This is a genomic window from Nonomuraea fuscirosea (genome assembly GCF_003001935.1).
Lineage (GTDB): Bacteria > Actinomycetota > Actinomycetes > Streptosporangiales > Streptosporangiaceae > Nonomuraea > Nonomuraea fuscirosea.
In genome coordinates, this window is the sequence record NZ_PVNG01000018.1 from 238,965 (window position 1) to 251,551 (window position 12,587).

General features: G+C 71.7%; 13 protein-coding genes. 2 read left to right on the forward strand and 11 right to left on the reverse strand.

The features are described from left to right. Nucleotides 1-19 precede the first annotated feature (19 nt). Nucleotides 20-559 carry a DUF6886 family protein gene (locus tag B0I32_RS36790; RefSeq protein WP_106247612.1) on the forward strand — a complete coding sequence of 180 codons (540 nt, stop codon included), beginning with the start codon at nt 20-22 and terminating at the stop codon, nt 557-559. A gap of 38 nt (nt 560-597) precedes the next feature. Here B0I32_RS36790 and B0I32_RS36795 read toward each other — a convergent pair whose 3' ends face one another. From B0I32_RS36795 to xylA, 8 genes are all read right to left on the reverse strand, one after another. Beyond that, a complete protein-coding gene (locus tag B0I32_RS36795; protein WP_106247613.1) occupies nt 598-1,560 on the reverse strand; it encodes a ketopantoate reductase family protein in 963 nt (320 codons plus the stop codon). An 85-nt stretch (nt 1,561-1,645) separates the two neighbouring features. Beyond that, nucleotides 1,646-2,377, reverse strand: coding sequence for a glycosyltransferase family 2 protein (locus tag B0I32_RS36800; protein WP_181308183.1), 732 nt, complete (start codon nt 2,375-2,377; stop codon nt 1,646-1,648). 54 nt (nt 2,378-2,431) lie between these two features. Continuing rightward, a complete protein-coding gene (locus B0I32_RS36805) occupies nt 2,432-3,007 on the reverse strand; it encodes an AAA family ATPase (protein WP_106247617.1) in 576 nt (191 codons plus the stop codon). Then, nucleotides 3,004-4,638 (reverse strand): lysine--tRNA ligase, encoded by a 1,635-nt coding sequence (gene lysS / locus B0I32_RS36810; protein WP_106247618.1) that lies wholly within the window; start codon nt 4,636-4,638, stop codon nt 3,004-3,006. Before lysS ends, B0I32_RS36805 begins: the two co-directional genes overlap by 4 nt. Before the next feature lie 46 nt (nt 4,639-4,684). Further along, nucleotides 4,685-6,034 carry a S8 family serine peptidase gene (locus B0I32_RS36815; protein WP_106247620.1) on the reverse strand — a complete coding sequence of 450 codons (1,350 nt, stop codon included), beginning with the start codon at nt 6,032-6,034 and terminating at the stop codon, nt 4,685-4,687. A 145-nt stretch (nt 6,035-6,179) separates the two neighbouring features. After that, entirely contained in the window at nt 6,180-7,283 is a 1,104-nt protein-coding gene (locus B0I32_RS36820; protein WP_106247621.1) for a Gfo/Idh/MocA family protein, read from the reverse strand. Next, nucleotides 7,280-8,023: a sugar phosphate isomerase/epimerase family protein gene (locus B0I32_RS36825; protein ID WP_106247623.1), complete on the reverse strand. Its 744-nt coding sequence runs from the start codon at nt 8,021-8,023 to the stop codon at nt 7,280-7,282. Before B0I32_RS36825 ends, B0I32_RS36820 begins: the two co-directional genes overlap by 4 nt. Beyond that, complete coding sequence (gene xylA / locus B0I32_RS36830) at nt 8,020-9,171, reverse strand: xylose isomerase (RefSeq protein WP_106247624.1); 1,152 nt, start codon at nt 9,169-9,171, stop codon at nt 8,020-8,022. Before xylA ends, B0I32_RS36825 begins: the two co-directional genes overlap by 4 nt. Nucleotides 9,172-9,259: 88 nt before the next feature. Here xylA and B0I32_RS36835 point away from each other — a divergent pair, with 88 nt between their 5' ends. Further along, the gene (locus B0I32_RS36835) at nt 9,260-10,453 is read left to right on the forward strand and encodes an ROK family transcriptional regulator (RefSeq protein ID WP_106247626.1); all 1,194 of its coding nucleotides are present in this window, start codon (nt 9,260-9,262) and stop codon (nt 10,451-10,453) included. 89 nt (nt 10,454-10,542) lie between these two features. Here the strand turns inward: B0I32_RS36835 and B0I32_RS36840 are convergent, their stop codons facing one another. The 3 genes from B0I32_RS36840 to B0I32_RS36850 all read right to left on the reverse strand — a co-directional run bounded on the left by B0I32_RS36840 (nt 10,543) and on the right by B0I32_RS36850 (nt 12,574). Then, complete coding sequence (locus tag B0I32_RS36840; RefSeq protein ID WP_106247627.1) at nt 10,543-11,082, reverse strand: hypothetical protein; 540 nt, start codon at nt 11,080-11,082, stop codon at nt 10,543-10,545. Nucleotides 11,083-11,151: 69 nt separating this feature from the next. Beyond that, nucleotides 11,152-11,664: a DUF3592 domain-containing protein gene (locus B0I32_RS36845; RefSeq protein ID WP_106247629.1), complete on the reverse strand. Its 513-nt coding sequence runs from the start codon at nt 11,662-11,664 to the stop codon at nt 11,152-11,154. Nucleotides 11,665-11,794: 130 nt separating this feature from the next. Continuing rightward, entirely contained in the window at nt 11,795-12,574 is a 780-nt protein-coding gene (locus tag B0I32_RS36850) for a TetR/AcrR family transcriptional regulator (RefSeq protein WP_181308186.1), read from the reverse strand. Nucleotides 12,575-12,587 lie beyond the last annotated feature (13 nt).

The following is a 12,587-nucleotide window of genomic DNA, read 5'->3' on the forward strand; positions in this document are numbered from 1 at the left end:
ATGCGCGAAGATGGCGTCCATGAGACCTGAGCAGGGGGAAGTCCTGCATTTCTCCGAGGACCCCACCATCGAACGGTTCGTTCCGCACGTGGCGCCGACCAGCGTCCGCAGTGAGCCCTACGTATGGGCGGTCGACGGGGAGCGCTGCCCCGACTACTGGTTCCCGCGCGCCTGCCCGCGGGCGATGGCCTGGGTCGGCGCCCGCACCACCGAGGACGACCGGGTCAGGATCGTCGGCTCGGGGTGCGGCGAGCGGGTGCACGCGGTCGAGTACGGCTGGCTGAAGGCGATCATGGATGTGCGGCTGTTCGCCTACCGCCTGCCCGCCGACGGCTTCGCGCCCATCGGGGACCCGCCGCACGCGGTGGTCTCGACCGTCCCCGTGCGGCCGCTGGGCCCGCCCGAGCCCGTGGGGGACCTGTTCGAGCTGCACGAGGAGGCGGGGATCCAGCTCAGGGTGCTGGACAACCTGTGGCCGTTCTGGAACGAGGTGACGGCCAGCACCCTGGAGTTCAGCGGGATCAGACTGCGCAACGCGCGCCGGGCGGGATCGGTGTGAGCGGCATCAGGCCGGAGGACGCTCGCCGATGAGCGGAATCAGATCGTAGGATGCCCGCCGATGAGGGCGAGCAGGCTCTGCGCGGACATCGAGCCGGGCGGCAGCTTCTCGCGGGCGACCCGGTTGGCCTCGCGCCTGAGCACCTCGTTGACCGGCGCGGGGACGCCGTGCTCGCGGCCGATGAGGACGATCTCGCCGTTGAGGTAGTCGGTCTCGATCGAGCCGCTGCCCCTGGCCAGGCTCTGCCAGGACGATCCGCCGGTGCGCTCCATGCCCTCGATAGGACGGATGTCCACGTTGTGGCCGCGTACCTCGGCCTCGTCCTCGGGGGTGGCGTACGGGATGCGGGCGCTCTCCAGCACGTTCCTCGCCTCGGCCCTGGCCAGCCGGACCACCTCGGTGCGCTCCGGCGCCTGGCCGACGAGCGCTTCGACGGCGTTGCCCAGGTTGCTGAGCAGCTTGCCGTATTTCCAGCGCATCACGTCGGGCGAACTGCGGGCCAGGAGGCCGTGCTTGCCGAGGTCGGTGACGATCTGCTCGCCGAGGTCGTCCACACCCTGTGGATAACGGCCGACGTGCAGCATCCCCGAGTAGGGGTGCCCGGAGGCGGCTATGGCGCCGGGATGCGGGATCTGGGCCGGCAGCCACACGCACATGCCGTAGACCCGCTCGAACCGCCGCAGGGTCATGCGCTCGTTGGCCACGCCGTTCTGGGCGCACACCACGGGCAGGTCGGAGGGCCAGGGGGCCAGCGCGGCGATCGTGTCCTGTGACTTGGTCGCCAGGATCAGCACGTCGTCATCGCGCGTGGGCACGGGGCCGTCGGCGACGGGAACGCGGAGGGTCTCGTCGGAATCGGGCGTGGTCAGTCGCAGCCCCTCATGCTTGAGGGCCTCGTAGTGAGGCCCTCGCGCGATGAGCAGCACGTCATGCCCGCCCTGGTGGAGCCGGGCTCCGATCGTGCCCCCGACTGCTCCTGCTCCGATCACTATGTAACGCATTACCCGAGGATGTCACTCCTCACTTGCCGCGTGCCACCGGGGCCCCGGACCGTCACCTGGCGGATGTCGCCCGGGCCTGGCGCCCTCACTTGGCGAGGGCCACTTGGGCGGCCTGCGCCGTCACGGCGGTCCCGCGGGTGCGCTCGCGCCAGATCGTCCTGAGCACGCGCCAGCCGTCGCGCACCGCGTGCAGGTTGCTCACGCCGTGGATGCGGGAGCGCTCGTGGCTGGGCACCTCGCGGATGACCAGGCCGGCCTGGGCGGCGCGCACGTTCATCAGCGTCTCGATCTCGAAGCCGTCGCAGTCGAGGTCGAGGACGTCGAGGTGGCGGGCCCAGAAGGCGTTGTAGCCGTAGCAGAGGTCGGTGTAGCGGGTGCGGTAGAGGACGTTGGTGATCCCGGTCAGGACCTTGTTGCCGAGCGAGCGGATCGGACTGAGGTCGTCCGAGCCGCCACCAGGGGCATACCTGGAGCCCTTGGCGAAGTCGGCGCCGTTCATGAGCGTGGCGACGAAGGAGCGGATCTCCCTGCCGTCGGTGGACCCGTCTGCGTCGATCATCACGATGATGTCGCCCCGGGCGGCCTGGAAGCCCTCGATGAGCGCGTTGCCCTTACCGCGCCGCGTCTGCACGACGACCCTGAGGTCGGGGCGCAGCCTGCGCGCCACGGCGATGGTGTCGTCGGTCGAGTTGCCGTCGACCAGGATCACCTCGTCGATCCAGTCGGGCAGCGTGGCGAAGACGTGGGGAAGGTTCTCGGCTTCGTTCATCGCGGGGACGATGACACTGACGCTGGCGGCGAAAGGCTGCTTGTTCATGTAAGTAAGGATCTCCCGAACGCATGCAGTCCGCTTGACAGCGCCTTGCATAGATCACGTTAGTCGGGGATCCAGAGGGATTCTCGCTTCTTCCATCCGGGAGAGGATCTCCGCGACGGTCTCCTCGACGCTTTGTCGAGAGGTGTCCAGCCATAGTCCAATGCGCGGCGTTTCCTTCCGCAACACGGCGTCTAGCTGGGCGATCGTCCATCCGTTGCCGTAGCCGGTCTTGGCGCGGGCCCGCTCGCGGAGCTCCACGGCGGCGGGGTCGGGAACCAGTACGACCACGTGCAGCGGCCGCGAATGGACCATTCTCGTAAACCGTTCCAAATCCGGTCCAATAATTACGTCTTGAACTATTGGCGTGAATCCGGCATCGAAATACATGTCCGCCGCAGTGGCGGCAATTCGGTAGCGCAGATGAAGCTGGCGCACCGACTCGTCCGCCGCGTCCGCCGCCTCTGCCGAGCCTGCTGAGTCCGGCGTCATGTCGGCGCGTCCGTTGACCACCATCCGGCGGAACGTGTCGCCGCGCACGTGGGCCGAGCGCGGCAGCCGCTCGGCCAGCGCCTGCGCCACCGTGGACTTGCCGGCCGCCGAGACCCCCGTGATCAGGACGACGCCCTTCACGCGCCCACCAGCTTGCGGACCCGGTCGGCTCCCACCGCCATGAGCAGCGTCGGCAGCCGGGGGCCGGTGTCGCGGCCGACGAGGAGCCGGTAGAGCAGGGCGAAGAAGGCCCGCTGCGCCGTCTTCAGCTCCGGGGTGGCCTTGGTGTCGGCGGGCAGCCCGGCCTGGAGCTTGGGCACGCCGTACACCAGCGCCGTCAGCCCTTCCAGCGTCCAGTCGTCGAGGCCGTCGGCGAGCAGCCGCAGGCCCTCGCGCTCGCCGGGCCCGAGCGAGTCGAGCAGCTCCTGGTCGGGCGACTCGCGTACGCGGGTGCGCTGGTCGGCGGGCACGTGATCGTCCACCCAGCGCTGCGCGCGGTCGAGGCGGGGCCGGGCCGCCTCCAGCGTCTCGACGCCGTCGAGATCGCTCAGGATGCGCAGCGTCTGCTCGGCGTGGCCGGTCGTGATGTCGGCCACGGAGGCGAGCGTGCGGTAGGACACCGGGTGCGGGGTGGCGGGCAGCGGGCCGGCGGCGGTGCGCACCGCCCGGTTGTGGGCGGCCAGCTCGGCCGGCTGCGCCTGTCCGGCGGCGACTTTGCGGCCCAGGGCGTCCCACTCGTCGTAGAGCCGCTGGATCTCGTGGTCGAAGGCGATCTTGAAGGACTGGGCGGGCTTGCGGCGGGCGTACAGCCAGCGCAGCACCGGCGCCTCCATGATGGCCAGCGCGTCGGACGGGGTCGGCACGTCGCCCTTGGAGCTGCTCATCTTGGCCATGCCGGTGATGCCGACGAACGCGTACATGGGGCCGATCGGCTGCTGACCGCCGAACACCTCGCCGACGATCTGGCCGCCGACGATCCAGGCCGAGCCGGGCGAGTGGTGATCGACCCCGGACGGCTCGAAGATCACGCCCTCGTGGGCCCAGCGCATCGGCCAGTCGACCTTCCACACCAGCTTCCCGCGGTCGTGCTCGGCCAGGCGCACGGTCTCGCCGAAGCCGCACCGGCAGGTGTAGGCCAGCTCGGTCGTCTCATCGTCGTAGGCGGTGACCGTGGTCAGGTCACGCTCGCACAGGTCGCAGTAGGGCTTGTACGGGAAGTAGTCCTCGACCGGCTCGGAAGCCTGCCGGGAGCCCTGCTGGGAGCCCTGCTTGGTGCGGTAGCGGGACAGCACGGCGTCGATCCTGGCCCGCTCGCGCACCGCGGTCAGGATCTGCTCCCGGTAGGCGCCCGACGTGTACTGCTGGGTCTGGCTGATGCCGCGGACCTCGACGCCCAGCTCCGCCAGCGCGGCGGTCATCGGGGACTTGAAGTGCTCGGCCCAGTTGGCGTACGAGCTGCCGGGAGGGGCGGGCACCGAGGTCAGCGGCTTGCCGATGTGCTCGGCCCACGACGGGTCGATGCCCGCCGGCACCCGGCGGAAGCGGTCGTAGTCGTCCCACGACAGCAGGTGGACGCACTCGCGTCCGCGCCGCCTGATCTCGTCGGCGACCAGGTGAGGCGTCATGACCTCGCGCAGGTTGCCCAGGTGGATCGGGCCGGACGGGCTCAGCCCGGAGGCGCAGACGATCGGCTTGCCCGGGGCGCGGCGATCGGCCTCGGCGATCACGTCGTCGGCGAACCTGGAGACCCAGTCGGTCTCGGCACTGTCCATCGCGCCATTCTTGCGGTTCCGCCGAGCACAAGCCAACGCGTTGGGGTCAGGCGGCGCGGGTGCGGTTCTGCCGGCCGAGGGCGGCCAGGACGGCGGGCGGGTCGATGACGCCGTACCCGTAGTCGTGGTCGAAGCCGACCGTGCTGCGGTCGTCGGCCGTGCGGTGCAGCAGCGTGCGCAGCTGCGAGGGCGACAGCTCGGCCGCGGACCTGCGCGTGCGCACGGCCGCGACCACCCCGGCGGCGACGGGGCAGGAGGCGGAGGTGCCGGTGTCGGCGTCCCCGACGGCCCGCGAGCCGGCGAAGTGCGTGTACGCGCACAGGTCGGGCTTGCGGTCCGACAGCCGCCCCGGTCCCTGCGAGGAGTAGCCGACGCGCTCGCCCCGCGTGTCGACGCCGCCGACCGACAGCACGCGCGGGTGGGAGTTGGCGCCCACGATCGTCCGGCCGGTGTAGCCGCAGCGGCCGTCGGGGCAGTCGCCGCCGCAGTTGCCCGCCGAGAACAGGATGTCGGCCCCCTCGCTCTCCAGGCTGCCGACGATCACGTTGAACGGGTGCGCCGGGTTGTCGGAGTAGTTGCCCGGATGACCGGGCGGGAAGTCCATGTCCGGCGAGAACAGCCCCCAGCTGTTGCTGACGACCAGCGACCTGGACTCGGCGGGCATCGCCCTGATGACGGAGCCGAGATGGGCGTAGGCCGCGACGGCGTCGGACAGCAGGCCGTCGACCCCGGCCCCCGGCTGCCTGCTGAGCAGGACCGGAATGTCGAGCAGCGTGGCCTTGGGCGCGGCGAGCAGCACGTCGAAGGCGCACATCGAGCCGTGGGAGACCGGGTAACGGCCCGGGGTCCTGCCCACTCCCGGCGGGCTCCAGCTCCGGCCGGCGTCCACGGCCACGTCGTGGCCGATGCGCGTCGCGACGTGGTCGGCGTTGACGCCGGTGTCGACGACCGCGACGCACACGCCTTCGCCGTCATGGCCGGCCGCCCACAGCTCGGGCGCGTGCAGCAGCCGCCTGACCTCTTCCCAGTCGCCGACGGGGCCGTCGCCGCCGCAGGCCGGGTGCGGGTGGATGGCGGGGTCGGCGAAGATGCCGGCGACCTCACGTACGGAGGAGGACAGCAGCACGGACCGCGTGGACAGCTCGTCGTCGGGGATCTCGCCGCGCACGAGCACGGAGGCGTCCTCGGGCGCGTGCGAGAACCCCACCCGCTGGTGCAGCGACAGCGGGGCGCCGTGGGCGGAGACGGGCCGCGGCACCGGCACCGGCGGGTACGCGTCGTCGAGCAGGACGCCGGGCAGATCGGTGACGACGTCGGCCACCGCACTGCGGACGCCTGGATCGAGCACGGACGCCACGACGTCGGGAGCCGGGCGGAGCTGGATGAGTACGCGCATGGATCCCCCTGGGGAAAGCTGTTACCGAATGATTACTCAATGTAGTAATGCCCGGTCGTCCCATGGGGGATTCCTAGGTGAAACGGGTATGTGACTTTCCGTCGGCTGGGCGGAGGAGGTCCCCGCCGCCCAGCCGGCGACAGCGTCAGGTCAGTGTGGCCGCGTGCGGGTCCCAGTCCGCCGGCAGCGGCTCGGGCGCGGTGACGGAGGAGGAGATCGCGCGAAACTCCGACCGCTCGCCCGACTCCGTGATGGCCGACATGAGCTCCAGCACGTGGTGGGCCAGCTCGCCCGACGCGCGGTGCGGCGTGCCCGCCCTGATCGACCTGGCCAGGTCGAGCACGCCGATGCCGCGCCCGGCCGTGGTCCCGGTCACCGGCAGCTCCCGCCAGTCCGCGTCGTTCGGCCCGCGGACCAGCAGCGGCCCTTCGAACGTGTTGGGGTCGGGCAGCGACAGGGCGCCCTCGCTGCCGATGATCTCGATCATGCGGCGGTTGACGGCCGAGTCGAAGCTGAACGTGGCCGCCGCCGTCGCCGTGCCGGGGAAGTCCAGCAGGGCGTTGACATGGGTGGGCACGTCGACGGGGAAGAGCGTGCCCGCCTTGGGCCCCGATCCGACGCTGCGCTGGTCGCGGGCCCTGCGCGTGCCGGCCGCCACCCGCGCGACGGGGCCGAGCAGCGACACCAGGGCGGTCAGGTAGTACGGGCCCAGGTCGAACAGCGGGCCGGCCCCCGGCTGGTAGAAGAACTCCGGGTTCGGATGCCAGGACTCGGGCCCCATGCTCTGCGTGGCGGCCGTGACCGCCACCGGCGTGCCGATGAGGCCGGAGCGCAGGGCGTGCAGGGCCGACTGCAGCCCGGCGCCGAGGAAGGTGTCGGGGGCGCCGCCCACCCGAAGGCCACGGTCGGCGGCCTCGGCCATCACCTTGCCCGCCTCGTCCATGTTCATGGCCAGGGGCTTCTCGCCGTACACGTGCTTGCCGGAGCGCAGGCTCTCCAGCGCGACGGCCGCGTGCGCGGAGGGGACGGTGAGGTTGACCACGATCTCGACCTCGGCCAGCGAGAGCACCGCGCCGAGGGTGCCCGACACCGGTACGTCGTGCTCCCTGGCCACGGTGGCGGCCCGGTCGGTGTCGAGGTCCGCGACGGCGACCACGCGCACGTCGGGGAAGGAGTTGAGGTTACGGAGGTACTGGCCGCTGATGACTCCGGCGCCGACCAGTGCGACGCCGACCGGGCCGTTGCTCAAGAGCGCTCCAAGGAGGTGAGGTGGGCGTGGCTGTCCGCGAGCGCGGTGAAGACGTCGGTCGCGCACTTGTCGAGCTCGACGACGCGCCAGGCGTCCGGCGCGGCGGCGAGGATCTCGGGCACGGGCATGACGCCCGCGCCCACCGCGGTGTGGGGCTCGCCCTTGACGACGGGGCCGTCCTTGACGTGCAGGGCCTCCACCCGGCCCGCGAGGCGGCCGAGCAGGGCGGGCACGTCGGCGCCGCCCACCGCCGCCCAGTAGGTGTCGATCTCCAGGAACACCTCGGGCGCCAGCAGGTCGGCCAGCACCTCGATGGCGTGCCGGCCCTCCACCCGGGGTTCGAGCTCCCACCAGTGGTTGTGGTAGCCGATCCGCATCCCGGCGCCCGCCGCCTGCTCGGCCAGGCCGTTGAGCAGGTCGGCGGCGCGCTGGATGCCGTCGCGGGTGGTGAACTGCTCGGGCGCGATGCCGGCCGGGACGATCACCTGGTCGGTCCCGAGCGTGGCGACCGCGTCGAAGACCTCGGCCGGCTCCCTGCTGAGCAGCGCGCCCGCGTGCGTACCGGACACGCTGAGCCCCAGGTCGTCGGCGACCTGGCGGAAGCCCTTCGGGTCGTTCAACGGGTCGTAGGGCTCGACGGCCCGGTATCCGATCTCCGCGATCCGCCTCAGCACGGCATCACGGTCGGCGGCCAGCGGTTCCCTGACGGTGTAGAGCTGGACACTGATCGGTCGAGTCATCCGCGTACCCCCATGAGGTGCTCAAGCGCGAGCTGGTTGAGGTGGGTGAAGTGGAAGCCGCGGGCGGCGGCCGCCTCGGGGTCGAAGTCGTCCTTGGCCAGGTCCTGCCAGGTCTCGCCCGAGGCGAGCGTGGACTGGGCCAGCTCGTCCACCCGCGAGGCGCTGATGGCCTGCTGGACCTCGGGGTCGGCGCGGAAGGCGCGCGCCTTCTCCTTCAGGATCAGGTAGGTGCGCATGTTCGCCGCGGCCGAGACCCACACGTCCTCGGCGTCCTCGGTGCGCAGCGGCTTGTAGTCGAAGTGGCGGGGGCCGTCGTAGCCGCCGTGTTCCAGCAGGTCCACCAGGAAGAACGCGCTCTTCAGGTCGCCGTGGCCGAAGATCAGGTCCTGGTCGTACTTGGGCCCGTGCTGGCCGTTGAGGTCGATGTGGAACAGCTTGCCGTGCCACAGCGCCTGGCCGATGCCGTGCACGAAGTTGAGCCCGGCCATCTGCTCGTGGCCGACCTCCGGGTTGAGGCCCACCATCTCAGGGTGCTCCAGGTCGTTGATCAGCGCCAGGGCGTGGCCGATCGTGGGCAGCAGGATGTCGCCTCGGGGCTCGTTCGGCTTGGGCTCCAGGGCGAAGCGGATGTCGTAGCCCTTGTCGATGACGTACTGGCAGAGGAGGTCCAGGCCCTCCTTGTAGCGGTCGAAGGCGGCCTTGACGTCCTTGGCCGCGTCCGACTCCGCGCCCTCGCGCCCGCCCCAGCAGACGTAGGTGCGCGCGCCGAGCGAGGCGGCCAGGTCGAGGTTGCGCATGACCTTGCGTAGCGCGTAGCGGCGGACGTCGCGGTCGTTGCTGGTGAAGGCGCCGTCCTTGAAGACGGGGTGGGTGAAGAGGTTCGTGGTGGCCATCGGGACCTTCATGCCGGTCTCGTCGAGGGCCTTCCTGAAGGCGGCGATGGCCTTGTCGCGGTCGGGCTCGACGGCGAGCAGGTCGTCGTCGTGGAAGGTGACGCCGTACGCGCCGAGCTCGGCCAGGCGGTGCACGCTCTCGACCGGGTCGAGCGCCGGGCGGGAGGCGTCGCCGAACGGGTCGCGGGCCTGCCAGCCGACCGTCCAGAGGCCGAAGGTGAAGCGGTCGTCCGGGGTGGGAGTGTATGCGGGCATTTGTTGGGCCTCTTCCTTTAGTCCATAATCTGTACATAATCCTGAGGAGGTGAGTGGGGTGTCGTCAAGAGGGGTCCGGCATGATTCCATGCGCGCCCGTAACCTGGCCGTAGTCCTCGCGACCATTCACCGATCAGGACCTCACACCCGCGCGGAGCTGGCTGAGCGGACCGGGCTGACCAAGACGACCGTGTCCAGCCTGGTCGCCGACCTGATCGAGGCCGGGGTGGTGAGCGAGAGCGGCGCCGTGCAGAAGGGCGAGCGGGGCAGGCCGGGCGTGGCGGTGAGCCTCAGCGGGCGTCGCGTGGCCGCGCTGGGGCTGGAGATCAACATCGACTATCTGGCCGCGTGCGTGGTCGACCTCACCCGTACCGTACGGCTGCGGCGCACGCGTCCGGCCGACAACCGCAACTCCGACCCCGCCGCGATCCTCGACGGGCTGCGCGTCCTGGCGAAGGAGATCACGGCCGAGGCGGAGGCGGGCGGGCTGCGGGTGATCGGGGCCGCGCTGGCCGTGCCCGGCACGGTCGAGGGCGAGGTGCTGCGCAGCGCGCCCCACCTCGGGTGGCGTGACGTGCGCGTGCCCGATCTGGTGGACCTGCCCTTCGAGATCGACAACGAGGCCAACCTGGCGGCGCTGGGTGAGCTGTGGTTCGGGTCGCGGGAGAGCGACTTTCTGTACGTGTCGGGCGAGATCGGCATCGGTGCTGGTCTGGTGGTCGACGGGGCCGTGTTCAGGGGTACGTACGGGCTGGCGGGGGAGCTCGGGCACGTGGTCGTCGTGCCGGACGGGCCTGCTTGCCGGTGCGGGGGGCGGGGTTGCCTGGAGGTGTACGCCGGCCAGGACACCCTGCTGGGCGCGCTCGGGTCGGCCGGGTCGGCCGGGTCGGGCGGTTCGGCTGACGCGGCCGATCCGGCTGGTGCGGCCGGCTTGGTCGGCTCGACTGGTTCGGTCGGTGAGCTGGTCGCGCGGCTGGAGGCGGGTGATCCCGAGGCCGTGCGGACCTGCGAGCGGGCCGGGCACGCCCTCGGCGTCGCGCTCACCTCGGCCGTGCACCTGCTGGACCCAGGCCTGATCGTGCTCGGCGGGATCTACGCGCCGCTCTACCGGTGGCTGGAGGGGCCGGTGTCCGAAGGGCTGGGGGCCAGGCTGGCGCAGATGCGCGGCACGCCGCCCGCCCTCGTCGTCTCCGGAACCGGCCCGGACGCCGCCGTGCTCGGGGCGGCCGGGTCGGTCATCCAGCGCATCATCGCCGACCCGGCCCAGCTGCTCGGGCTGTGAGCGCGGACGGCGGGTCGAGGGCAGTGCGTTGGGGGCTGGTGAGTTGGATCCGGCGGGTGGGGGCCGGTGCGTCGGGTCCGGCGTCCTCTTCACCCCTCCCCCGAAAGCCCCACCGGCCCCGCACCACCGCTGTCGGGCGGCGCCGCGAGGTCTCTCCGGGCCAGAGGGCGGGGGCGGGCGGCCAGCCGCGTCACGACGTCGGACCGGCCGGCCAGCTCGCGGCGCGCGCGGTTGGCGAAGGCGAGCCGCGCCGCCTCGATCGAGGCGCGGATGCGTTCCCAGTCCTGCCCCGATGACGCCTGTCCCGCCTCTATCTCGTCCGTCGTGCGCCAGAAGGTCTCGTCGATCGCCAGCGCCGCCTGGACGAGTCCACTGGGCGCGGTCAGGACGATGGTGGCCAGCGCCTCGTTCCAGGAGACCCAGTCCGGCCTGTCCTTGCCGCGCTGGTAGCGGTGCAGAGCGATCTGGATGCGGGACGACTCGTTCATGATCAGCAGGCAGGCGTGCGTCAACCGGTCGCGGGACCACTGCTGCGCCTGCGCTCGCCGCGTCAGTACGCCGCCGAGCGTGACACCCGCCAGTGAGGCCAGCATTCCGACGACGGCCGGCAGGATCACGCTCAGCTGCATGCCTCATCAGTCTGCCGGCTGCGGGGCTCCGGAGAAAGAGGTCCGTACCCCGGGACGGGCCGGTCGGGGTCAGTGGTCGAGGTCGAGGCCGGCTGGGCAGGGGGCGGGTTGGAAGGTGCCGTCGGGCTGGCGGAGCTCGCACTGTGCCGGGCCGTCGTCGATCCCCGGCGTGACGTCCGTGACGCCGGAGAACGCCGAGAAGAAGGCCAGGCCGATGCCGAGCGCGATGACCCCGGCGACGATCCCGCCGTAACCGGCGGCCGTGTCGTGGGCGGGCATGGCGCTGGTCGGGTCCTGCGGGTCGTAGAGCACCTCGGTCGCGTTGCCGACGCCCAGGTCGGAGGCGGTCGACGCCTCGGTGGTGATCTCCCGCCCGTCGACGGTGGTGAACGTCAGGACCGGCCGGTGCGTGGCCTTGAGGCCCTCGCCCCGCCCGGCGAACGTGGTGCGTACGTCACTCACGACGCCCGGCACCCGCAGCGCCCGCTGCGCGAACCGCTGGAAGCCGACCAGCCCTTTGACCGACATCATGATGGCGACGATGCCGAATGCCACGAACAGGAGCGGAAAGTACTCGAACACGCCTTGCACCGCGGACCCCCTCGAGTCGTTCTGTTCTCTTAGAGGCTCATGGGGCCACAGAGGTTTGCGTCACCCGCCGACTTTTCCGCCCGTCATACGTGTTGATCAGCGGATACGGCCCGCCGCTCGCTCAGACGCCGCCGCCTTCACCGTCGCCCACGCCGGCCGCGACACGGCGGCGGCGGGCGCGCTGACGGCAGGTCGGGCCGCAGTAGCGGGCCGGTCGTCCGGTGGTCCTGGCGCGCAGCCGGACGCCGCACTCCACGCAGTGGCCGCCGCCGGTTTCGTGACGCTGGAGGGCCCGCGGGTCACGAAACGCGGAGGGTTCCGTGACGGCCGGGGTGCGCAGTCCGTCCAGCAGCATCCGTACCAGCTGAGTGCCCCGCGCCCGGTCCCGGTGCGCCGCCCGCAGCGCGGCGGCGCCGACGGTCAGCGCGGTCAGGTCCTCGACCCGCACGTCGGCGCGGATCGCGCCGGCCTGCCTCGCGTCGTGCAGCAGGCGCTCAAGCGCCTCGTGGAACCGCTGCGCCGCGGCCGCCAGCAGGGCGCGCGGCCAGCTCCGGTCGGCGGTGAGCGCGTCGCAGACGTGCCCCCGGCCGGCCGACTTCTCGATCACGTCGAGCAGGAACCCGAACAGCGCGTTCCCCGGCGCGGCGCGGGCGGCCCACTCGCCGGCGGTGGCCACGAGGCCCTGGACCTGTTCGGCGAGCACCGCCTCGACCAGGATCTCCTTGCTCGGGAAGTGCCGGTAGACGGTCCCCGCGCCGACCCCGGCGCGCTGCGCGATCTGGCCGAGCGACACCTCCAGGCCCTCCTCGGTGAACACGCGCATCGCGGTGCGCAGCACGATCTCCCGATTCCTGCGGGCGTCGGAACGCCCGGCGACCACCGCGCCCGGTGCTGCTGTCATGTCACGTAATCCT